Annotated in this window: 13 protein-coding genes; 1 reads left to right on the top strand and 12 read right to left on the bottom strand. The window is 66.4% G+C overall.

All coding sequences use genetic code 11. The annotated features are described in order from the left end of the window. Positions 1-63: 63 nt before the first annotated feature. The 9 genes from recD to U5775_RS33520 all read right to left on the bottom strand — a co-directional run bounded on the left by recD (position 64) and on the right by U5775_RS33520 (position 16,861). Positions 64-2,337, bottom strand: coding sequence for an exodeoxyribonuclease V subunit alpha (recD, locus tag U5775_RS33560; RefSeq protein WP_322062431.1), 2,274 nt, complete (start codon positions 2,335-2,337; stop codon positions 64-66). Beyond that, complete coding sequence (gene recB / locus U5775_RS33555) at positions 2,334-6,161, bottom strand: exodeoxyribonuclease V subunit beta (RefSeq protein ID WP_322062430.1); 3,828 nt, start codon at positions 6,159-6,161, stop codon at positions 2,334-2,336. The genes recD and recB overlap by 4 nt, the downstream gene beginning before the upstream one ends. Beyond that, positions 6,158-9,766, bottom strand: coding sequence for an exodeoxyribonuclease V subunit gamma (recC, locus tag U5775_RS33550; RefSeq protein ID WP_322062429.1), 3,609 nt, complete (start codon positions 9,764-9,766; stop codon positions 6,158-6,160). The genes recB and recC overlap by 4 nt, the downstream gene beginning before the upstream one ends. Before the next feature lie 248 nt (positions 9,767-10,014). Beyond that, positions 10,015-11,124 carry a sn-glycerol-3-phosphate import ATP-binding protein UgpC gene (locus U5775_RS33545; RefSeq protein ID WP_322062428.1) on the bottom strand — a complete coding sequence of 370 codons (1,110 nt, stop codon included), beginning with the start codon at positions 11,122-11,124 and terminating at the stop codon, positions 10,015-10,017. A 68-nt stretch (positions 11,125-11,192) separates the two neighbouring features. Beyond that, entirely contained in the window at positions 11,193-12,038 is an 846-nt protein-coding gene (ugpE, locus tag U5775_RS33540; RefSeq protein ID WP_322062427.1) for a sn-glycerol-3-phosphate ABC transporter permease UgpE, read from the bottom strand. Positions 12,039-12,051: 13 nt separating this feature from the next. Next, positions 12,052-12,933: a sn-glycerol-3-phosphate ABC transporter permease UgpA gene (gene ugpA / locus U5775_RS33535; protein WP_322062426.1), complete on the bottom strand. Its 882-nt coding sequence runs from the start codon at positions 12,931-12,933 to the stop codon at positions 12,052-12,054. 60 nt (positions 12,934-12,993) lie between these two features. Continuing rightward, positions 12,994-14,301: an autotransporter strand-loop-strand O-heptosyltransferase gene (locus tag U5775_RS33530; RefSeq protein WP_322062425.1), complete on the bottom strand. Its 1,308-nt coding sequence runs from the start codon at positions 14,299-14,301 to the stop codon at positions 12,994-12,996. A gap of 168 nt (positions 14,302-14,469) precedes the next feature. Further along, entirely contained in the window at positions 14,470-15,711 is a 1,242-nt protein-coding gene (locus U5775_RS33525; protein WP_322062424.1) for an NAD(P)/FAD-dependent oxidoreductase, read from the bottom strand. Positions 15,712-15,919: 208 nt separating this feature from the next. Next, positions 15,920-16,861, bottom strand: a complete 942-nt coding sequence (locus U5775_RS33520) for a transporter substrate-binding domain-containing protein (RefSeq protein ID WP_322062423.1) — start codon at positions 16,859-16,861, stop codon at positions 15,920-15,922. 327 nt (positions 16,862-17,188) lie between these two features. Here U5775_RS33520 and U5775_RS33515 point away from each other — a divergent pair, with 327 nt between their 5' ends. After that, positions 17,189-17,713: a nucleoside 2-deoxyribosyltransferase gene (locus U5775_RS33515; protein ID WP_322062422.1), complete on the top strand. Its 525-nt coding sequence runs from the start codon at positions 17,189-17,191 to the stop codon at positions 17,711-17,713. Positions 17,714-17,772: 59 nt separating this feature from the next. On the opposite strand, the gene U5775_RS33510 is transcribed toward U5775_RS33515, so the two are convergent. The 3 genes from U5775_RS33510 to U5775_RS33500 form a co-directional block, all read right to left on the bottom strand. Beyond that, the gene (locus U5775_RS33510) at positions 17,773-19,434 is read right to left on the bottom strand and encodes a S10 family serine carboxypeptidase-like protein (RefSeq protein WP_322062421.1); all 1,662 of its coding nucleotides are present in this window, start codon (positions 19,432-19,434) and stop codon (positions 17,773-17,775) included. A 134-nt stretch (positions 19,435-19,568) separates the two neighbouring features. Beyond that, complete coding sequence (locus U5775_RS33505) at positions 19,569-21,281, bottom strand: S53 family peptidase (protein ID WP_322062420.1); 1,713 nt, start codon at positions 21,279-21,281, stop codon at positions 19,569-19,571. A 350-nt stretch (positions 21,282-21,631) separates the two neighbouring features. Further along, on the bottom strand, positions 21,632-22,828 hold the full coding sequence (locus U5775_RS33500; RefSeq protein WP_322062419.1) for an NnrS family protein: 1,197 nt from the start codon (positions 22,826-22,828) through the stop codon (positions 21,632-21,634). Between the last annotated feature and the right edge of the window lie 100 nt (positions 22,829-22,928).

Below are 22,928 nucleotides of genomic sequence, written 5' to 3'. Positions count from 1 at the left end.
AACGGTCGGGCCGCGAGGTCCGACCTGCGCGGCCGTTTCTCCTTATCGGATCGGAAATTTTCTCTACGCCGTCCGGCTTCGCTCAGCCGCGGCGTCCTGAGCCAGGCCCGCCATCAAGCCGCTCGCGCGCTGGACCTTGGCCTGCACCGCGCGGTCGAGCACCGAACGCCCTTCGGGAAGCGCCAGCGTAAGAAACGCCCGCGCCCGCGTGATGCCGGTGTAGACGAGTTCGCGCGTGAGGATCGGGCTATAGGTATCGGGAAGCACCAGCGCCGCGTGCGTGAACTCCGAGCCTTGGGACTTGTGCACGGTCAGCGCGAACACGGTCTCGACACCCTGCAAGCGGCTTGGCGATACCCATTTCACGCCGCCCGTGCCATCGCCGGCCGGAAACGCCACGCGTAGCACCGGCGGCGCACCCGCCTCCACCGGCAGATCGAGTGCGATACCGATATCGCCGTTCATCAAGCCTAGTTCGTAGTCGTTATGCGTGACGAGCACGGGCCGACCCGCGTACCAGTCGCCGAGCGGCGCGATCAGCCCTTCCTCCTGCAGAATCCGCGCGACGCGCCGGTTGAGGCCTTCCACGCCCCATGCGCCGCGCCGCAGCGCACACAGCAGCTGGAACTCGGTATGCGCCTTCAACACCGCTGCCGCCCACCCGGACAACGCTTCGGACGACGCGCCCGCCTCGGGACGCAAGGCGCGCATCTTGACCAGGTAGTCCCGGTAGCCGCGCCGCTGCGCGGCACCTTCGGGCGCATCGCTCGCGGCATGTTCATCAGGCGCCTCGCTCACGACACCATCGACGATGAGCGCGCGCAGCAGCGCGTCGTCCTGCGCGGGGCAAACGAGCCGCGCAAGATCCGCGTAGCCATGCCGCCATATTTTCGCCACACCGGTGGCATCGCCCGCGTTGACGAGATCGGCAAGCGCGCCGATCCCGCTTTCCGATGCGAAACGATGACTCTCGCGCAGCATCGCCACAGCCTGATCGAGCGGCGTGCCATGCTCGTCGAGCATGGCCGCGTCGATTCGTTCGCCTGTCGCGGCCTCGAGCCAGGCGCGAGACGCCTGCGTGTAGTGGCCTTCGCGCGCGCGCTGGCAGAGTTCGCCCAGCACCGCGCCGGCCTCCACCGAGGCCAATTGGTCCTTGTCGCCGAGCAGGACGAGACGCGCCGTGGGCGGCAAGGCATCGAGCACGGCCGCCATCATCTCGAGATCGACCATGGAAGCCTCGTCGATCACGAGCACGTCGACGGGCAGCGGATTGCCCGCATCGTGGCGAAAGCGCCGGCTGCCCGGCCGCGTGCCCAGCACGCGGTGCAATGTGGTCACCACGGTCGGAATCGCGCTTCGTAGCGCGGCGGCGTCCACCTGCTGCGCGAGCGTCTCGAACGGCAGCCTCGCAACGGCGCCCGCGATCGACTCGTTCAGGCGTGCCGCCGCCTTGCCCGTGGGCGCCGCGAGACGAATCCGCAATGGCCGCGCGCCCGCCGCCACGCGCCCGAGCGCAAGCGTCTGCAGCAGCGCGAGCAATTTAACGACCGTGGTCGTTTTGCCCGTGCCTGGGCCGCCCGTGATGATGCTGAAGGCGCTACGCGCCGCCAGTGCGCAGGCGAGCTTCTGCCAGTCCGCGCCTTTCGCATCGGTACGGCGCGGCGCAAACAGCGCGTCGAGCGCCGCACGCGCGTGCGCGGCGGGCAACCCGGTCTCGAGCCGGGCACCGTGCGCGAGCCGCGCCTCGATCCCCGCGCGCACGTCCTGCTCGTATTGCCAGTAGCGTCGCAGATAGAGGCGCGTGCCCGTCAGCACGAGCGGCGTGCTGCCTTGCTCGCGCCCGACCAGATCGGGTGCGTCGAGCGCGCTCAGCCACTGCGTGAGCGTCACGCCGGCCAGCACCTCGGCGGGCGGCAGCGGCGGCTCGTCGGTGAGCACCTGCGGGCCGTCGGGCGGCAAGGAAAGCGCGAATGCCGGATCAGCGAGCGTCGCCTGCAGGTCGAGACAAACATGTCCGCGTCCCAGTTGATGGCTCGCGAGCGCCGCAGCCAGCAGCAAAAGCGGTGGTGCATCGGGCGCCTCGTCCAGCAAGAAGCGGGCGAAGGCGCCATCGAGCGTGCGCAGCCAGCCGCGTTCGACCCAACGTTCGAGGGTGCCAAGCATCTGCGCCGACGATTCGCATGTGGTTGCGCTCGCAACCACATCGGCGGACGACATGTTCCGCACCGGCTCCTCGGGCATTTCGTCATGCTCCGCATCGAATTGCTCGAACAGATCCCCGGTCACGCCGATGCCGTCCTTCGTCCCGCGTGCTCCCGTGGTACGTCGCTTCGTCATACTGCGTCCTCCAGCGCGCCATGATGCGCGAACAGCGCATCGAGTTGCTCGATCAGCTCGCGCGGCGGGCGCTCGCAATGCAATCCCTGGCTCGGCGCGTGACCACCGCGCAGGAACATATAGACCGCGCCGCCCATGTGGCGGTCGTAGTCGTAGTCGGGCAGGCGCGACTTGAGCAGGCGATGCAGCGCGAACAGATACAGCACGTATTGCAATTCATAGCGTGAATGGAGGATCTGCGAGCGCATCCTGGCCGGCGTATAGGAAGCGTCGTCGGGACCCAGCCAGTTCGACTTGTAGTCGGCCACGTAATAGCGGCCTTCGTGAATGAACACGAGATCGATGAAGCCCTTGAGCATGCCGTTCAACCGCGTCGCATCCAGCGGCGGACGGCCCGCGCCGTCGAGCGTGAGCGCCGTGACGAGCGCATCGAGCTCCTCCGTGTCGACCTTGTGCACTGCGACCCAGAACTCCATTTCGGCCATATAGGACGGCTTGTCGAGCGATGAAAGCACGACGGGCGGCACCGCCTCGCCATCGAATGCAGGCAGTTGCAGCGGCATGCGGATGAACGCCAGCATCCATTGCGTGAGCGTGTCGATCCAGCGATCCCAGCCGCGCACGCTGCAGCGGCGCGCGATCATGTCGCGCAAACGCGCCTCGTTTTGCGCGATCTCCGCGAAGCCCTCGTTCGCCACCCACTCCATCAGTTCGTGCAGGAAGCTGCCCGCGTCGGCGCCACGCTCGAAACCATGCATCGGCGCACCCGCCGGTGCAATGAGGTTGGCCTCGGACGTGGCAAGCGCGGCGTCTTCGTCGACGGGCGCGCTCGCATCGAGCAATTCGAGGAACACGTCTTCGCCGCGCGTATCGGGCGCCATGCGCGCCTCTTCCTCCGCGTGCGCGGCGTAGGCATCCTGCGCCCCCTCCACCGTCTTCAGGCTCGAATAGCTCGCGATCCACCATGGCACGCGCGCACGGCGCGGGAAAGTGCGGGCATGCCCACGCACGACGCCCGGCCCCTGCTGCGCGAATATTTCGTTGCCCGGCTCCGGCGCCTGCGCCACGGCAATGTCCGCGCACGAGCCACGCAACGTTTCGAGCAGCATCGCACTCTGGTCCGCCGGCAAGGCCGCGCCGCCGCCCATGAGGTAGCCGAACGCGCTCGCCTCCACGCTTTGCAACGGCGCATAGCCTATCCATGTCGCGTAACGCGCGCGCGTGAGCGCGACGTACAGCTTGCGCAAGTCCTCGCCCAGGCGCTCGCGGTCGGCTTGTGCAAGCACGCGCGGGTCCGCTTCGAGCGTGATGTGCAGATCGCCGTTTTCATCGTGCCACTTGAACGGCACGTCATCGGCCTTCACGGCGCGATGCGCGCATGCGAACGGCAAGAACACGAGCGGGTATTCAAGGCCCTTCGACTTGTGGATCGTGACCACCTGCACGAGCCCCGCATCGCTTTCGAGCCGCAACTGGCGCGCATCGCCTCCGCCGCCCGCACTTTCGTCCTCGCGCTGCTCGTCGAGATAGCGGATGAGCGCGTGCTCGCCGTCGAGCTGCGTGCTCGCCTGCTGAAGCAGTTCGGCCAGATGCAGCAGATTCGTGAGCGCACGCTCGCCATTGAGGCCCGAGGCCGCGCTCTGCCCGAGCAGACGCTGCGGCACGTGGAAGTCGTTGAGCAGACGACGCAGCATCGGCAGCACGCCCTTCTTGCGCCACACCTCGCGATAGCCACGGAATTGCAGCACGCGCGCTTCCCATGCGATCTCGTCGCGGCCGAGCGCATCGAGCTGGCTCCACCCGAGGCCGAGCGAAGCCGTGGCGAGCGCGCTGCGCACGAGACGGCCATCGTCGGGCTCCGCACAGGCGCCGAGCCAGTAGCGCAATTCCTCCGCCTGTGGCGTCTGATACACGGAATCGCGATCGGACAGATAGACGCTGCGCACGCCACGCTGTGCGAGCGCTTCGCGAATCGCCCGCGCCTCGTCGCGGTTGTTCACGAGCACGGCCATATCCGCGGGCCGCAAGGGCCGCAAGCCGTGCTCGCCTTCGAAGCCCGCGGCCTGGGCCTGGCCCAGATTGAGCAGGCGCACCATTTCGCTCGCGCAGCTCGCGGCCATGCTGGCGAAATAAGCGGTCTTGCTCAAGGGCTTGCCGTCTTCCGCAGCGGGCAGCCACCAGACATTGAGCGCCGAAAGTGCGCTGCCGCCCGCCACGAGTTCGTCGGCACGGCCATGTGCGTCCGCGGCAACGAACGGCAGCGCATTCATCTCGCCTTGCGCGCCGCGAAACAGAAACGCGCCGCTGCCTTCGGGACGCGACTCCGCCGCCTCGAAGCAGCGGTTCACCGCGTCGACCATCGCGCGCGTGGAGCGGAAGTTTTTCTTGAGCGTATAGAGACGCCCCGCGCAGGCGCGCCGAGCGCGCAGGTAGGTATAGATATCGGCGCCGCGAAACGCATAGATCGCTTGCTTAGGATCGCCAATCAAGATGATTGCCGTCTCGCTGCGGTTCGCCCCGATGTCGTAGACCGCATCGAAGATCTGGTACTGGACCGGATCGGTGTCCTGGAATTCGTCGATCAGCGCGACCGGATACTGCTTGCGGATGATCTCGGCAAGACGCGGCCCGTTCGGCTTCTTCAACGCCGCGAGCAGACGCGTGAGCAAGTCGTCGAAACCCATTTGCGAACGACGCGCTTCTTCCTGCGCGAAGCGCTGCGCGACCCAACGGGCCGCATGGCACAGAATGGGCCGCTTCGCCTCAGGACGCGCGGCGAGCGCTTCCCACAATGTCTCCATCGCGGTGAAGCACGCGTGTGAGGGCGGCGTGCCGTCTTTCCAGATTTCGGCGAGACCGGCGGGCGTGAGGCGCGTCCAGACGGCCGCATCGTCCTTGAAGCCGGGATGCGCGCTGTCCGGATCGTTCGCCCATTCGCGCAGTTTGCCGAACCACATTTCGCAATGGCGCGTATTCAGCTTCTTCGCGTCGAATTGCTTCTTCTCGCGCGCCGCCGCAATGAGCCCTTGTGCCTCGTCGATGCCGGCACGCCAAGGCGCCTTGAGCGCTTCGAGCGCCTCCTGGGCCCGATTGCGGGCGTCGAGCAGCGCCGCCTCGGGCGCCTGCGCCTCGGGCAACAACTCCGCATGCGCGAGCAGGCCGCGAATCGCGTTGTACAAGTCGTCGGGGCTCGCGAACCAGGCGCGCACTTCTGCCGCGCTCTGGGCATCGAGCGGCGCCATGAACGTGCGCCAATAGTCCCGCACCACTTCGGCACGCAGTTCGGTCTGATCGGTCTCCAGCGTCTGCGAAAACAGGCTGTCGCTATCGAACGCGTGCTCGCTGAGCATGCGGTTGCACCAGCCGTGGATCGTCGAAACCGCGGCCTCGTCCATCCATTCGGCGGCAAGCTGCAAGCGCCGCGCGCAAGCGGGCCACCGGTCCGCTGCGTATTCCTCCCGCAGATCGTGCAGCAGATCGTCACCGGGCGAGCGTAGCGGCACATCGTCGGGGTGCGCGCGAAAATACTCGGCCGCTTCGATCAAGCGCGCGCGAATGCGCTCACGCAGTTCTTTCGTGGCGGCATCCGTGAAAGTCACCACGAGGATTTCCGGCGGCGTAAGCGCGCGCATGCCCTCGTGCGCGGAGATTATTTCGTCATGCTCAGCGCTTTCGCCGCTATGGCCCAGCACGAGTCGTACGTACAGCATTGCAATCGTAAACGTCTTGCCGGTGCCCGCGCTCGCTTCGATCAGGCGGCTGCCATAAAGGGGAAAGCGCAAGGGCTCCAGCACGTCGGCGATCATGTCGTCTGCCGGGGTCATGCGGTTTCTCCTGCGGTATTGGCAGCGCCCATGGCACCGCGTTCCGGCTTCGACGAGGCAAGCGGCGCGCGCTGTACCGGCATCAGCAATGTCGTTGCCAGAGCAACGAATTCACCGTCGCCGACGAGCGCGTCGAAATCGGGAAATGCCCTGCGCAGATAGGGATTGGTGTCACGCTCGCCAGGCATGCGCGCGGCGCCTTCGTAAGCCGTGCGGGCGGCGTCCCACGCCTCGGCGGGCACGGTTCCGGACACACGATCGAAATCCACCGGCAGCTTGCGCAGCCACGCGAACGCGGTCTTCACGGCGAGCGGCAACGGCCGCCGTCCGCCTTCGTCCCACGCCGCGAGCAGCGCAAGCATCCACGTGCGCGCGACGGCCTGGGCAACGGGCGCGAATTCCGCCACGCCCACTTTGCTCACGACCACCGTCGTCACCTCGCCGGCCGCGAGTTGCGCGGCGATATGCGCGACCCAGTACGCGACGAGACGATCGCCGCGATATTTGTTGTCCTTGACGAGCGTGCCCGCATCGAGGATGACGCGCCCCAGTGCGCCGCCCTCGCCTTCGCGGATATCGTCGACCCAGTCCTGAATCGCGAGCGCACGGCCATCGATTTGCGTATCGAGACGAATTTCGTACTGGCGCGCGAGCGGCGTGGGCCAGCGCGCGAGCGCCTTGCGATACTCGCCGAAAAGATCCTGCATCGGCGCGAGCAGCTCCTCGCCGATCACTTCGCCGAAGCCGCCCGCCGCGAGGTCGCCGCTGCGATGCATGCGTTCGAGACGCGCGCGCGCCACCGTATCGAGGTCCGCAACGCCCTGCTCCATCGCGGTCAATTGTGCGCGAATCAGTTCGCCCTGCAACTGCCACGCCTGCAATGCATCCACTTCGAAGGGCTCGTGATTCTCGCTCGCCTCGTCCTGCATTTCGAGTCCCACGCGCAGACGCTGGCGAAAGAAGCTGCGCACCGGATCGCGCAGGAAGTCGCCCAGCTCGCGCACGGAAAGCGGCTCGTCGCGCTCGGCCACTGGCAAGGGCCCCGTATCCGCCTGCTCCGCGCCGGCCAGCGGCACGGGGCGGCTCCACTCGTGCGCGTAGGTATAGAGCGTCGCGCTGCGCGGATCGGCGGGGAAGTAGTCGGCGCTGAATGGCTGCAGACGGTGTTCGATCGTCAGCGCATCGAGTAGTGCATGGGGCCCGTGAGGCGCATCGTCCTCGTGCTGCGCGAGCCGCCAACCGTCCTTCAGGTGGTCGCGCAACTGCCCGACAAGCACCGAGGGCGGACGCGGCGTGTTGTCGGTCACGCTGCGGCCCACCCACGAAATATGCAGATGATCGCGCGCGGAAAGTAGCGCTTCGAGAAACAGATAACGATCGTCTTCGCGCCGCGAGCGGTCGCCTGGCCGATAGTCGCGGCGCATCAGGTCGAAATCGAGTGGCGTGCGGCTGCGCGGATAGTCGCCGTCGTTCATGCCCAGCAGGCACACGTAGCGAAACGGAATCGCCCGCATCGGCATGAGCGTGGCGAATGTCACCGCGCCCGCGAAAAAGCGCTGTGCGAGGCCGCCGCCGTCGAGCTGCCCGAGCCAGTTCTCCGCGACGATCGCGAGCGGCAACGCATCCGTGAGCGCGGCCTCGTTGCAGGCCTCGCGCCACGTTTCCAGCGCGTTGTCGAGACGTTCGAGCGTATAGGCATCCTCGCCTTCACCGGCGGCGAAAAACGCGGCCTTCAACGCGCGCAGGCGCTCGCACCAGACCTCGACGCTGGCCGGTTCGCGCAGCGTGCGCCATGCGTGATCGAGCGCATCGACGAGGCGCGTGAGCGGCCCGAGCAATGCGGCGTCGAGGCCGCCGATTTCGGCGTACGGTTCGATGCCGCGCCACGTGCCCGAGCGGTCGCCCGCAGCGTAGCCGAGCAGCATGCGTCGCAGTCCGAAGGACCAGCTGTTTGGCGCACTCGCCTCTTCGCCTTGCGGCAGCCCCAGGCTCGCGCGCTGCTCGCCATGGAGGCCCCAGCGGATGTTTGCGCCATCGATCCAGTTACGCAGCGTGGGCACGTCTTCGGCCTCGATGCCAAAGCGCGCGCGCACGGCCGGCACTTCGAGCAGGTCGAGCACGTCGCTCACGGTCACGCGCGCATGGGGCAGCGAAAGCAGCATTTCCAGCGCGCCGATCAGCGGATCGAATGCCCGTTGCGCGCGGTCCGCGATACTGAACGGGATATAGCGGGGGTCGTCGTTTTCGACGAGGCCGAACACGGCCTGAATGTGCGGTGTGTAGACCTCGATATCGGGCACCATGACGATCACGTCGCGCGGCCGCAAGGCCGGGTCCGCCGCGAACGCCGCCAGCAGCCGGTCGTGCAGGATCTCCACTTCGCGCTGCGCGCTGTGCGCCACGTGGAAGCGGATCGACTCGTCCACTTGCGAATCGACAGCGGGCCAATGCTTCTGCGTCTCGGGCAAAGGCCGCAGATCGCGAATGTCGTCCTGCAACTGCAGCAGCAGCGTATGCGCTTCACCGCCGTCGAAGAGATCGATGCGCTGACCGATGCGCGTGAAATGCGGCGTATAGGTCTCGCGCGCTTCGTCGCTATCGTATTCGTCGAGCAAGCCGATGAAGTCTCGCCCCTGCTTGCCCCACGCCGCCAGCAAGGGCTGCGCGTGCAGATGCAATTGCGACTCGTCGAGTATGGCCGGCGCCCCTTCACGGCGGCGCTGGCGCGCGTGCCGCGCGCGCAACAGGTCCTGGTCGGCGACGATGTCGGCCCAGTAATACATGCAGGGGTTGTGCACGCACAGCAGCACCTGGCTCCAGCGCGCGAGCGCGGCCAGCACTTCGAGCGACTGGCGCGGCAGGCTCGAAATGCCGAACACGACGAGGCGGCGCGGCAGCCCGCGCGGACGTGTATCGCCCTCCTGCCATGCCTGGGCGCGCTCCATGAAAAGCTCGTGCACGGCGGCGCGGCCCGTGAGCGCCAGCGCGCTACCGTGCGGCGCGCTCGCGCTCACGTCGGCCAGCAGCGCGCGCCAGAGCGCCGCCTGCCAGCGCGCGTCGTCGGCGAGCGGCACGCGGTTGTTGCGTGCGTCGATCACCACGTCGTCGTGCGCGGCCCACGCGGCGAGCCAGTCCGCGCGATAGACCTGGTACTGGTCGAACAGATCGGCCACGCGCTGCGCGAGCTGGAAGCACTTGCGCTGCTCCTCGTCGTTCGCCATGAAGCGCTTGAGCGGCTCGTAGCCGGGCGTATCGAGCAGCGCGGGCAGCATGCGCATGAGACGCCAGACGAGGCGCGATTTGTCGAACGGCGAGACCGGCGGCACCGCGTCCTCGCCCAGCACCGCGCGATAAACGGCCCAAAGAAAGCGCGACGGCAGCGACATTTCGAGCGCCGCCGCGATACCGCAGCCGCCGTCCTCGGGATCGGCCGCGAACGCGAGCTTGAGCCACTGCGCGATGCCGTTGCTCTGCACGAGCAGCATTTCTTTTTCGAGCGGCGCGATGGGGTGCTGGCTGATCCATTGCACGATCAGGTCACGCAGGCGCTCGGGCTCGTTGCCGTGGACGAGCATCAGCCCCGCGGGCAATTGGCGCGCGCTCAAATGCGGCCTCCTTGCGGAGCCTGGGCGCCACGGACAGCGTGGCCGCCATGAGCGATTGCAAAGCGCTGTGAGCAGGGTCGAAGCGTGAGGAATGCGGCCATGTCGCCTGATGGTGTATGTCTGTTGCCGATAAGAAACCGATGCACCGCACGCGCTTTCCGATGCGAAACCGCTGTGAAATCCGTGCAAAGCGCGGCGCGGGCCGGCTTGCACGCCGGCCCGAAGCGACATGTTACGACATTGGGCGCTCAGCCGAGGCGCGTTCCCGCGGCGGGATCGAAGAAATGCAGGCGCGCGGCCGGCAGGCGTACGGCAATGCGCTCGCCGCGCGCGGGGCGTATCTCGTGCGGCAGGCGCACGACCACGTCGTTGCCGCCCCAGCGGCCGTGCGCGAGATTGTCGGCGCCCAGCAGCTCGCAGGTTTCGACTTCGAGGGAGGCCGCTTCGCCCGCCTCCGTCTGCGTGCCGCCGTTGCCCTGCATGTGCTCGGGACGCACGCCCAGCACGCATTCGCGTCCCGGCTGCAACGCCACGCGCAGCGCGGCCGGAAGCTGCTCCATCGGCAAGGCCAGTTGCGGCCCCATGCCCGCCGTCTCGAAGCGCTGGCCGTCCGCGCTCACGCGGCCGCGCAGCAGGTTCATGGCCGGCGAGCCGATGAAGCTCGCCACGAACATCGACGCGGGCCGGTCATAGATCTCACTGGGCGTGCCGATCTGCTCGGCACGCCCAGCGTTGAGCACCATCACGCGCTGCGCGAGCGTCATCGCCTCGATCTGGTCGTGCGTGACATAGAGACTCGTCGTGCGCAGGCGCGCATGCAGCCGCTGGATCTCGAGACGCATCTGCACGCGCAGCTTCGCATCGAGATTCGAAAGCGGCTCGTCAAAGAGGAACACCGAAGGCTCGCGCACGATCGCGCGCCCCATCGCCACGCGCTGGCGCTGGCCGCCCGACAGCTCGCGCGGCCTGCGTTCGAGCAGCGCGCCGAGCTCCAGAATCCCGGCCGCCGCGGCCACGCGGGCGTCGATCTCGCGGCGATCGAGCCCCTGCAACCTGAGGCTGTAACCCATGTTGCGCGCCACCGTCATGTGCGGATACAGCGCGTAGTTCTGAAACACCATCGCAATGTCGCGGTCTTTCGGCTCCATGCGATTGACTACCTTGCCGCCAATGGCGATCTCGCCCGAGCTCACGCTTTCGAGCCCCGCCACCATGCGCAGCAGCGTGGATTTTCCGCAGCCGGAGGGCCCCACGAGCACCATGAATTCGCCGTCCGCCACATCCACGTCGATGCCGTGCAGCACCCGCTGCGTCCCATCGTACGACTTCGTCACGCCACGCATGCTCAATGCCGCCATGCCGTCTCCCTTCCGTGCGTTCGTTCTTTCGTTGTGCGCGCGTGGCGCTTGCCGTTCATCGTCACCGGTCACTTCTCCACATCCACGAGCCCGCGCACGAACCAGCGCTGCATCGCCAGCACCACGACGAGCGGCGGCAGCATCGCGATCATCGTCGCGCACATCACGAGATGCCATTGCGTGGCCGCGTCGCCGCTTGAAATCATGCTCTTGATGCCGACGACGGCCGTGGTCATGGGCGCCGTGCTCGACATGAGCAGCGGCCACAGGTACTGGTTCCAGCCGTAAATGAACGTAATGACGAAGAGCGACGCGATATTCGTTTTCGAAAGCGGCAGCACCACGTCCCAGAAGAAGCGCAGCGGTCCCGCGCCGTCGATGCGCGCCGCCTCGATCAATTCGTTGGGCAACGTGAGAAAGAACTGGCGAAAGAGAAACGTCGCGGTGGCCGAGGCGATCAGCGGCAGCGTGAGGCCCGCATAGGTGTTGGTCAGATGCAGCGTGGCCGCAACCTGCACGGTGGGGAAAATGCGCACTTCTACGGGCAGCATCAGCGTCACGAAGATCAGCCAGAACGAGAGGCGCCGAAACGGAAAGCGGAAGAACACGATCGCATAGGCCGAAATGATGGAAATGGCGATCTTGCCCACCGAGATCACCAGCGCCGTGATGACGCTGTTGAGCAGCATCGTGCCGAACGGGCTCGCGGCATTGCCCGTGCCCACGTTCCAGACCGTTGCCGCGTTCGCGAACAGATGCGTGCTGGGCACGAGCGAAAGCGGCACCGAGAACACCTCCTGCTCGTTCATCGTCGCCGCGCAGAACGCGACATAGACGGGAAACGCCACGACGGCCACGCCGAGCAGCAGCATCGCGTGGCAAAAGAGATTGAAGTATTTGCGGTTCTCGATCATTGATCAGTAACCCTTAATACTGAACACGCCGTTCGATGAAGCGGAACTGGAAGATCGTGAGTGCCGTAACGAGCAGCATCAACACCACCGACTGCGCCCCCGAGCTGCCGATATCGAGCCCGCGAAATCCTTCGTCGAAGATCTTGTAGACGAGCGTGCGCGTGGCCTGCCCCGGGCCGCCGCCCGTTGCCGCGTCGATCACGGGGAAGGTGTCGAAGAGCGCATAGACCACGTTCACGACGAGCAGAAAGAAGCTCGTTGGCGAAAGCAGCGGCAAGGCAATGCCGAAAAAGCGCCGCACCGGGCCCGCGCCGTCGATGGCCGCGGCCTCGAAGAGCGACTGCGGAATGGCCTGCAGCCCCGCGTAGAAAAACAGAAAGTTGTAGCTGATCTGCTGCCATACGGACGCAATCACCACGAGCGTCATGGCCTGCCCCGGATTGAGCGCGTGATTCCAGATGACATGCACGCGCGCGAGCGCATAAGTCACGAGGCCGATGCTCGGATTGAACAGAAAGCCCCAGAGCACCGCCGCAATAACGGGCGCCACCGCGTACGGCCAGATCAGGAAGGTCTGGTAAAAGCGCTTGCCGCGCGTGACGTGATGCGCCATGGCGGCGAGCACGAGCGAGATCACGAGCCCGCACACGGTCACGAGCGCGGCAAAGACCAGCGTCGTCTTGATGGAGTCCAGATACAGCGGGTCGGTGAAGAGATGCGCGAAATTTGCGAAGCCGACGAATTCCGACGAGGTGCCGAAGGCGTCTTCGGCCTGAGTGGACTGCAGGAGCGCGACGCCCGCGGGCCAGAGAAAGAACACGGCCGTGACCGCGAGCTGCGGGCCGACCAGCAGATAAGGCAGCAGGCTCGCGCCGAAACGGGAGCGTTGTTCCATCGCGTCGATCTCCTCGAATTGCGCCGCCGTAGCGGCGCGCGCCTGCATTTTATCCGAGAGTCACGAGACGACCGCTCCTGTTGTGCCGCGTGCCGCGATCAGCTCGTCCACGACGCGTATCACCTGGCCCGCCGTGATTGCCGTCGTGCACTGGTAGCGCAGCGCGTCGCCCGCATGGCGCGGACACCAGCCGAAGTCGCCGTCGAACTCGACCGTGGTGTCGTTGTAGCAGCTATTGCAGGCGTGAAAATTGATCACGCGCCACGGCGTATGGAACTCGGCTTTCGGATGCGAAAAGCCACTGATCAGCACGACGGGCACCCCCACCGCCCATGCGAGCCAGGACAGCCCACTGCCCAGCCCGACGAAGAAGTCCGCATGCGCGAGCAGGCTCGCGCGTTCCTGCAGTGGACGCGGGCCCGTATAGTCCTCGGCGCCTTCCGGCATCGTGTTCGGCGCGCCGGGCGGCCCATATTCGCGATCGCGGTCGATGCACAGCACGCGATAGCCGCGTGCCTTCAGGTGTGCGACCAGCACGCGCCAGCCATCGGGATGGTTCCAGTATTTGCACTGCGCCAACGCCTGTGCTGCGATGCACACATAGGGCTGCGCCACCACGCGCGAGCGGTCGGCCACGACTACGTTGGTGCGCCGCTCCACCGCCGGCACGCCCAGCATGTAGGAGGCGAAGTCCTGCAAGCTGCTCATGCGTGGATCGGTGGGCTGATGGTCGCGGTCGGCATACGGGGAAAAGCAGCCCACGCGGTAGGTTGCGTAGATGGGCTCGCCGTCATCGTGCGCGGCGCCAGAAATCTCCGGCATTTCCGATACGAAACGCAGCGCCGGATAGCCGGCTTCGAAGAGCGCATGGAGCCATGGCCGCATCTGCACGGTCACCGAACAGCCGTGCCGTTGCCGGAAGGAATCGATCGCCGGCACCCAGGCGATCGCATCGCCCAATGCGCCCGAGCCGATCGTCACCCATACGTGCTTTTGCGCGGCGTCGAACACATGGGAGAAAACCAGCCGGGCGCCGTCGAGCACTTCCAGGCGGAAACGCACGAAATATTTACGGCGGCTCGCCGCGATCTCGCCGGCCGCAGGCACGGCGTCGAAGACGAGGTTCTTCGTATCGAGGTCGTACATGCGCACGCGCCAGCCCGCCACCGGCAACAGCACGCGGCATCCATAGTTGAAGTCGTATCGAATGCCCTCGGGGCCGGCGAGGCGCGGTGCGTTCAGGGGCGCGAAAGCGGCGGCGTGGAGCCCGCGTTGACTATCGGAAACCCCGGAAACTTCGGAAACCCCGGAAACTTCGGAAACCCCGGAATTTTCGGGAAGCGGGCGCGATTCGGGATGATCGTGCATATGCACCGTGGGATCTTGTTTGCGTGGCTACCGGATTCGAAGCGGTGCCGCCGGGCAAGCCGCCCGGCGCCACCGCGCCCGATGATAGTGCAGCGCCACCCTCGCGCGCTGCCACGCAGATCAAGACATCGCCAGATCGCCAGTCCCGCCATGCGAGCGGCGATTGCGTTACGCCAGCGCCGCCGCCGCGAACTTGCCGAGATCCGTACCCGGATCGCGCAGCGCGGCCACGTCGAGCGGCTTGCCCGAGCCCACGAGCTTCTTGCCGCACAGGAAGTCCGGCATCGAACTCACCGCATCGACCGCCAGCAATGTGCCTCTTTTCAGGTAGTAAACAGCGAAGCGGCGCGCGGCCGGGTCGCCACGCACGACGGTTTCGTCGTAGCCCTCGTGCAGGCCCACCGTCTGCAGCTTGAGATCGTACTGATCGGACCAGAACCACGGTGCGTCGCACGCGGGCCGCGGCTTCCCGACAATGGCCGAAGCGGCCAGCTTCGCCTGCTCGACCGCGTTATGCACGCTCTCCAGACGCCCCGTGCGGCTGTAGTGCGCAAGCGGCCGGCTCGCGCAGTCGCCAATGGCGAACACGTCCGGGTCCGAGGTGCGCGCGTCCTCATCGACCTCAATGCCGTTCACGCAAGCGATGCCCGCTTCCTGCGCGAGCGCGACGTTCGGCGTAATGCCGATGCCGACCAGCGCGAGCGTGGCCGGCACGATTTCGCCGCCCGCGAGCTGCACGCCCGTGAGCTTGCCGTGCTCGCCCACGAACGCCTCGATCTTCGCGTTCAGGCGTAAATCGACGCCCTGCGCACGATGCAGATTCTCGTAGAAGGTGGAAACGGTCTCGCCCGTCACGCGCCCCAGCACGCGCGGCGCGGCCTCGAGCACCGTCACCTCGTGCCCCAGTTGACGAGCGGCGGCCGCGGCCTCCAGGCCGATGTAGCCCGCGCCGATCACCACGAGCCGCTCGCCGGGCTTCACGCGCTCGCGCAGCACGTCGGCGTCGGCGAGCGAGCGCAAGGCCACGATGCCCGCGAGGTCGTGTCCCGGCAAGGTCAGCGCGCGCGGCGTCGAACCGGTCGCCAGAATGAGTTTGCTGTAGTGCAGCGCCGTCCCGTCGCTGAGCGCGAGCGTATGGCTCGCGCAGTCGAGCGCCTGCGCGCTCGCGCCGAGCTTCAGCTCGATGCGCTGATCGTCGTAGAACTGGCGCGGCTTGAGCCAGAGCCGCTCGAGATCCGCCTCGCCCTTCAGGTAGGCCTTGCTCAGCGGCGGACGATGATAGGGCGGCACCGGCTCGTCGCCCACCAGCACGACGCGCCCCTCGAAACCATACTGCCGCAACAGCGCCGCCGCGTTGCCGCCCGCGTGCCCTGCCCCGACGATCACTACCGTGTTGCCTGCTTCCTGCATCTGAGCTCCCGTTTATTGATTCGCCGCGCGCATGGGCCATGGCGATTCAGCACGGCACCTTGCCAATCTGGGCTTGACGACGCGCACGACCCGCGCGCGCCGGGACCGGAATCATCTCACGTCCGCGCGGGGAACGGCAAAGCCCTCCATTACGCGCGCGGCAGCGGCAAGCGGGCCAGCGCGAGGACAGCACTGGGCAACCACGCAGTCAATCGAGCGCGCTGTCGTTCGGCGCCGCGTAGAGCGCGCGCAACGCATCGCTCATCGGGAAATGGAAATTCACGCCCCTGGGCGGCACCGGCTGTTCGAACCATTTCGTATAAAGCGCGTCGATCTGGCCGCTTTTCATGAGGCCGTTCATCGTATCGTTCACGAGCTTGCGGAAAGCCGGATCGCCGTTGCGCAGCATGAATGCATAGGCCTCCCAGGATTGCGGCGTGCCGACGATCACCCAGTCGGACGGATGCGCGGTCAGCGAGCGCGCGCCCGCGAGCAGCACGTCGTCCATCATGTACGCGACCGCCCGGCCCGATTCAAGTATCTCGCGCCCCTGGCGATAGTCCTTCGCGCTGATCACCTGCATGTTCATATGCTTTTCCAGATTCATGCGGCGCAGGATGCGCTCGGACGTGGTGCCCTGATTGGTGAGCACGGTCTTGCCCACCAGATCCTTGAAATCGTGGATGCCCGAATCCTTGCGCGTCAAAAGGCGCGTGCTCGCGACGAAGAAGGTATCGGAAAACGTCACCTGGCTGTGACGCGCCTGGAGATTGGTGGTGACGCCGCATTCGAGATCGACGGTGCCGTTCTGCACGAGCGGAATGCGGTTCTGCGAGGTCACGGGAATGAAGCGCACCCGCAGATTCGGGCGATGCGTCTGCGCTTTTACGGCATCGACAACATGATTGCAGATGTCCTGCGAAAAGCCGGTCACATTGCCGTTCGCATCGAGATACGAAAACGGCACGGAGGTCTCGCGATAGCCGATCGCAATCATGTTCGCGGCGCGGATCTTCTCGAGCGTGGGCTGCGCGACCTGTGCGCGAGCCGGTTGCGTCAGTAACAACGACAGCGCGAGCGTTGCCGCGCCGGCCAGACCTGTACGCAACACCGAACACGCTACCTTCGCCACGCGCTTGAGTCGCTTCATGACCCGCTCCCCCCATGCCCGATATTCGTTTCTATTCGTGTAGCGATGTTAGCTCGCGAAGGCCGTTGCGAGAAAGTGCAATCCGCCTGCGCACGCCCACGCGATGCACGCGTAAATTGCTCTGGACTTCGAATGAAATGTAGTGGGTGAAAAAAATGCCTGCGCCAGTCCGGTGCGCGTCACATGCAAGGCGCATAATCGTAGCGGTACGCAATCGGCGCTGTCAATATTTTGTAAGCCAAGCCGAATCTGCGCGCGAGTCCGGCGCCGGGCTAGAATCGTCTATCGAGTTTCGTATCGGATACATCGCATGGAGGAGCGCACGCCATGACTCATGCCGCCCCGCCCCGTCGCCCGCGCGTCTATCTCGCGGGCTTCGACGTGTTTCGCCCCGACGCGCTCGAATACGGCGCACAACTCGTCGCCGCATGCGGCGAATCCGGTTTCGAGGGTCTTTACCCGCTGGACGTCCAAGTGCCCGCGGACCTCGACGGTCCGCGCCAGGCCGCGTGGATCTACCGCGCCAATATCGACGCCATTCGCAGCGCGGACATCGTGATGGCCAACGTCGACGATTTTCGCGGCCCGGGCGAGCCCGACTCGGGCACGGCGTTCGAGATCGGCTTTGCTGCCGCGTTGGGCAAGGAAATCTGGGCCTACACGGCCGATGCCGGCACGCTGGTCGAGCGCGTGCCTTCGCAACCGGGCGCACAGGGCCGGCTCTGCGAGCGCGGTTTTCTCGTGGAGGATTTCGGGCTGTCGAAGAATCTCATGATCGCGTGCGCGGCGCGCATCGTGCAGGGCGATGCGCGCACGTGCCTCGCGGCCATGGCGCGAGGGCGCGTGGACTAGCGGCCCCCGCACCACGCTTGCGCCGCGGCATTCGCGGCATGGCGGAACGCGCAGCGCCTTCAGTGGTGCATCGCGCTCATCGTGCTCATGCGCTGCAGCGCGCGAATGCGCGCGACCGCTGGACGGTCCGCCACCGCGGTCTGGTAGAGCTTCGCGACATCGGCCTTGAGCGCCGTGCGCGAAGCGCCATCGAGATACACCATGTGTCCCGACGGGTAGAAGCGCGCGCTCAGGTTGTTACGTACCTTCTGGTCGACGAGCGGCATCTGCTGCAGATCGATCACGGTCTGGTAGAACGGCGTCACGAAATCGTAGTAGCCGTTTGCCGAAAGCACGCGCAAATCCGGATTCAGCGCCATCACGGCCGCAAGGTCGCCTGCCGTGTAAAGCACGATGTTGCCCTGTGCGTCGATGCCCTTTTGCGCGCCCGTCGGGTCGATATGGCTGAAGTTCCAGTTCTGGAACGCCTGGTCGTTGAGGTCCGTGAACGACGAGTTGGTGCGGAACTTGAGCGTCTCGTTCAGATAGCTGTTCCACATGGCCGTGTACACGCCGCTCACCGCGGTCATGGTGGGGTCGTTGCCGCCCGAATTCGGGTCGATGTTGCCCGCAATACCCGTGTCGATCGCGGTCACGCGGCCGTCGTACGACCCGAGCGCCACGCCCTTGTCCTTGAGCAGCGTGGTGAGGAACAGCGAGTTGCCGCGGCTGTCGTAGGCGGCAATGTCGAGGTTCCAGGATTCGAGAGTCTGCGTGTCGATGCCCGTGAATTGCGAAAGTTTCTTGAGCGTAGCGGGAATCGCCGGATTTTTCGGATCGGGGAATTTTTCCAGCGCGACCCGGTAGTCCGTGCGCGCGAACTGCGCCACCTGGGCCGCGAACGTCTGCAGGTCCTTGGGCGCCGGCTTCACGCCCAGCCGCTGGTGATACCACGCGTCGGCGGCCGCCGTGGGCAGCGCGCCCACGGGGTTGCCGCTTTGCGTGTAGTCGAGGATCGAGGACTGCAAGGTGATGCCGTTCAGGTCCACGCCGTCTTCGTGAAGACGATACGCGAGCACGCAGCTGCGCGCCGTGCCATACGATTCTCCGTAAAGAAACTTCGGAGAATTCCAGCGATCGTTGGCGCTCAGGTAGCGCTTGATGAACTGCTTGAGCGAGTCGGCGTCCTGGTCCACGCCCCAGAAGTCGCGGTTGTGATGCGGCGCGATGGCCGCCGAATAGCCCGTACCCACCGGATTGATGAAGACCAGGTCGCTCTTGTCGAGCAGGCTGTCCGGGTTGTCTTCGAGCGCATACGGCGCGGGCGGCGTGAAGCCCGGCATGGAGGTCTTGATGCGCTTGGGCGCGAACGAGCCAAGCAGCACGAACACCGAGGAGGAGCCGGGGCCGCCGTTGTAGAAGAACGTGACGGGACGGTCCTGGGCCTGCACGCCGTCTTTCGTGAACGCCACGTAGAAGATCTTCGCGTTCGGCTGCGAGCTGCTCGGGTCGACGGTGACGAGATGGCCCGCGGTCGCGGTATAGGCAATCGCCTCGCCGCCGATCTGGATCGCATGATGCGTGATGGCGGCGTTCTCGGTCATGTCGGTCACGAAGTCGTCGGGACCGTTGCCGTAAGCGGTGGGATCGAAGCACGGCTGGTCGTTCGGGCTGCGATGCTTGCCATTGCCGCCCGCCGCGGCCTTGCCCTTGCCGCCGTTGGACTGAGCCTCTTCGTTCATATCGTCTCCTTGCTGCCGTGGTATGCGTCGATAGTTTCGCTCTGGAAACCAGGAAAACTTCTGAACTTCTGAACGCGCACCGCGCTACGTCACACGGCCACACGATGCGCCGTTCAGTGCGCTGGTTTCCGATCCTACGCCGAGCCAAGCGCGGCTGCCACCTTGGTGCCCACCGGCGTGCCGAGGCCCGTGCAGGCGTCCCAGCCGGACGCGGCCGAGTAGTCGCCGTTGTTGCCGCTCGTGACGTCGTTGAACGCGCCCGGCTGCGCATAGAGCTTCGCGTTGGCAAAGCCCGCCGCCTTGCCGCTGTTCGCGTTGATCCGCGCGATCAGCGCGGCCCATAGCGGCGCGACGGCGCTCGTGCCGCCCACCACGGTATCGGTCCCGCCGATATGCACCTCGTAGCCCGTGGACGGATCGGCGTCGGCGGCCACGTCGGGCACGCCGCGCTTCGCGAGCGCACCCGCGGCGCCCTTGCCGCGCGCGACCTTCAAGCCCTTCTGCCAGGCCGGCAGCGCGAACGTCGCGCTCACGCCGCCGCCGGTCGCGCCGTTCTCGCCGCTGTTCCATACCGTCTCGCGCGTGATCTTGCCATTGGCCCCGGTGAGCTGGGTGCCGCCGCAGCCGAGCGCGTAGGGACTGGACGCGGGAAAGTCGACATGATCGGCGCCGTCGCCCACACCGTCCGACGAGCCGCTGTCGCCCGATGCACAGCACACCGTCACGCCCAGCGCCACGGCCGTCTGCAGCGCGTCGTTGAGCGCGCCCAGCGTCTGCTGCGACCATACGGATTCGGGCGCGCCCCAGCTGATCGAAATGACCGATGGCTTGCGCTGGCTGTCGTGCAGGGCCGCGCTCACGGCGTCGACGAAACCGGCTTCGCTGTTGGGCGCGAAGTAGACGGCGATCAGCGCCGCGGGCGCGAGCGCACCGGCGATCTCGACGTCGAGCGTGACCTCGCCGTCGGGGCCGTTCGGGTCGCCGCTCGGCGCGTTGCTGGCCTGATCGACCGAGACGGCCTCCACGCGCGGCGGCGAAACGCCCAGCGCGCTGAAATAGGCATCGAGGTCCGACTGCGCGTAGCCGCCGCCCATTTCGATGAGCGCGATGCATTGGCCCTTGCCATCACCGGCCGGAAAATCGTAGAGCTCGGCGACCTGCAGCGGCGTGAACGAACGGCTCACCGCGCGCGCGGCGCGGATAGGCGGACGCACGGCGCCACCGGACCCGCCAGCCGTGGCAGGCGGCTGCCCGGCTTGCTCCGGGGTGGTCGCGGGCGGTTTCGGTTCAATGCGGAAATGCGGTTGCACCTTGGCGCGGCTGTCGAGGCCGACGACCGCGGTGATCACCCCTTGCAGGTCGGTGGGCAAACGCACGGGGCCGGTGGGCTGGCGAAAATGCTGCTTGAGCTTGCCGACCTGATGCTCGAAGCGCTGCAGGTCCACGCCGAATGCCGCGTTGAACTGCTGCACGGTCCCGGAGAGCACCACGCGGTGCGCAGCGGGATCGGCCTTCACGACCGCCAGGCCGTGAGTTTTAGCGAACGCTTCCACTCGCCCGATGTCGGCGGCGGCGGCGCCGAAGCGCTGCTCGTATTGCTCGCGCGTGATCGGCTGCGCGCCGGGCGCGCCCGACGCGATCCGCTCGACCAGTTCGCGAAACGCGGGCTCGGACTGGCGGCGCAGTATCACAATGACGTTGAAATGTTCCGTGGGGTCGCACGCGCCGACGCATTGCGCACCGGCGGGCACTGGATGTTCATTGCCTGCGCCGGGCTGTGCGGTGGACTGTGCACTGGGTTGCGCGCCGGGTTGGGCGCTGGGATTGGATTCGGGACGCCTGGTCATGACGGGATCTCCTCGATGAGCACCTAACCGTTCGCGTTCGGACACACAAGCGATTATGCGAGTTCCTCGCGTCGCGCGATTCGACGATGGCCTGGCGTGCGTAGTGCTTCCGCTGGCACGTCTGCTGGCCCGCGCCGCAGCCTTTCCATGCCGAAGATACCAATGCACCGAGCATTGCCTCAGGCCAACCGAACGCATGTGCGACGCGCATGCGAAAGAGGTCGGCCAAGCATGCCGCGTGCCCACGTCTCCGGATGCCGCATCACGGCCATCGAGGCGACCGTAATTATCGAATCGAGCGCTGCACATCACCGCCCAGCGACTGCAACTTCTTTACTTAGATATTTCCCTTAGCCTTCCTTACCATCGAGCCGAGGACTCCAGAGCCACCCGGCATAACGCCCGCAATACACGACAAACGCAACAACCCAGCAAGCGCCCGAAACATCGATCGCCACCAGTGTCTGCTGCGGCCAGAGCACCGGCACGAGCACACGCATGAGCGCGGCGAGCACGAGCAGGCCGTAGCTGGCCAATTCCGCGCGTCCCGCGACTAGCGGCCGTCCCGTATGGCCGCGCGCCGTGCGCGTGATCATCGCGACGATCGCGCAACCGACCGCGCCCACCGTGAACGCATGAATCGCGAGCGAATGCGCGACGAAGCCCATCGCCGCGAGCGAGAGCATCGCGAAGCCGAGCGGTATCCACGCATAGGCGACGTGCAGGATCGCGAGGATGGGACGATTGCCGACGCGCCACGACCGCCAGCCGTAGAGCCGCAGGCCTTGTGCGCATGCGGCGAGCGCAGCGGCAATGGCGAGCACGGGGCCAGGCGCGCCGAAGCCGTCGAGCACGAACGCGAGCGCGGTCAACGGCAGCACGGCCGCCTCCACGAAGCGCCAGCGCCGATATGTAAACCCCGGAACGGCGTTGACGGTAAAGGACGGAATGATGCGTCCGCCGATGACCGTCACGAACAGCACCAGCAGACCGACCGCCACGTATGCGCTGTGCAAGGCCCAGTCGGGACGGCCCATAATGGCGGCCAGATGAAAGACGATATTGGTCAGCGCGAGCAGCCCCAACGCGACGGGCAGAAAGATGTTGTGGCGGTTCTTCGCGTGCACGAGCACGCGCAGCAGCACGAGCGCGCACACGGGCAGGAACGCGACGTCGACGATAATGGCGACAGCCGGCGGCGCGTAGCCCACGGCCGCGCGCCCGGCGAGCCACAACAGCCACAAGGCCGCGAGCGACCTGCCCTGCGCGGGCGTGACGGAGGTCCATGCGCGCACCGCGGTCAGCAGGAAGCCCGCCACGATCGCGGCGGCGAATCCGAAGATCATTTCGTGGGCATGCCACAGCGCGCCCGGCAAATACGGGTGGAGACGCGGCAGCGGATGCCCGTCGAGTTCGGCCAGCCACGCCAGCATGGCCGCCATGCCGAAGAGCGAGCCGCCCAGATAGAACGGGCGAAAGCCGAGCGCCCATAGCGCGAAGCCGCGTCCGGCGCGCGCGGGCGGCTCACCGATCTGGTACAGATTCATATCCGCTCTCCGGCAAATAGATGCATTTTATTTGCATCTTATATGCGTTGAGCCCTGCGTGCTGATGTGGCATTTCCTCGCAGCCCGGCCGGAGAGCGTG

The sequence above is a fragment of the Paraburkholderia sp. J63 genome (assembly GCF_905220245.1).
In the GTDB taxonomy this organism is placed as follows: domain Bacteria; phylum Pseudomonadota; class Gammaproteobacteria; order Burkholderiales; family Burkholderiaceae; genus Paraburkholderia.
This window is presented reverse-complemented; position numbering and strand designations above follow the sequence as displayed.

Coding starts and splice junctions, on each gene's coding strand:
- recD (WP_322062431.1), bottom strand. CDS start 2,337: ATGACGAAGCGACGTACCACGGGAGCACGCGGGACGAAGGACGGCATC.
- recB (WP_322062430.1), bottom strand. CDS start 6,161: ATGACCCCGGCAGACGACATGATCGCCGACGTGCTGGAGCCCTTGCGC.
- U5775_RS33545 (WP_322062428.1), bottom strand. CDS start 11,124: ATGGCGGCATTGAGCATGCGTGGCGTGACGAAGTCGTACGATGGGACG.
- ugpE (WP_322062427.1), bottom strand. CDS start 12,038: ATGATCGAGAACCGCAAATACTTCAATCTCTTTTGCCACGCGATGCTG.
- ugpA (WP_322062426.1), bottom strand. CDS start 12,933: ATGGAACAACGCTCCCGTTTCGGCGCGAGCCTGCTGCCTTATCTGCTG.
- U5775_RS33530 (WP_322062425.1), bottom strand. CDS start 14,301: ATGCACGATCATCCCGAATCGCGCCCGCTTCCCGAAAATTCCGGGGTT.
- U5775_RS33525 (WP_322062424.1), bottom strand. CDS start 15,711: ATGCAGGAAGCAGGCAACACGGTAGTGATCGTCGGGGCAGGGCACGCG.
- U5775_RS33520 (WP_322062423.1), bottom strand. CDS start 16,861: ATGAAGCGACTCAAGCGCGTGGCGAAGGTAGCGTGTTCGGTGTTGCGT.
- U5775_RS33515 (WP_322062422.1), top strand. CDS start 17,189: ATGACTCATGCCGCCCCGCCCCGTCGCCCGCGCGTCTATCTCGCGGGC.
- U5775_RS33510 (WP_322062421.1), bottom strand. CDS start 19,434: ATGAACGAAGAGGCTCAGTCCAACGGCGGCAAGGGCAAGGCCGCGGCG.
- U5775_RS33505 (WP_322062420.1), bottom strand. CDS start 21,281: ATGACCAGGCGTCCCGAATCCAATCCCAGCGCCCAACCCGGCGCGCAA.
- U5775_RS33500 (WP_322062419.1), bottom strand. CDS start 22,828: ATGAATCTGTACCAGATCGGTGAGCCGCCCGCGCGCGCCGGACGCGGC.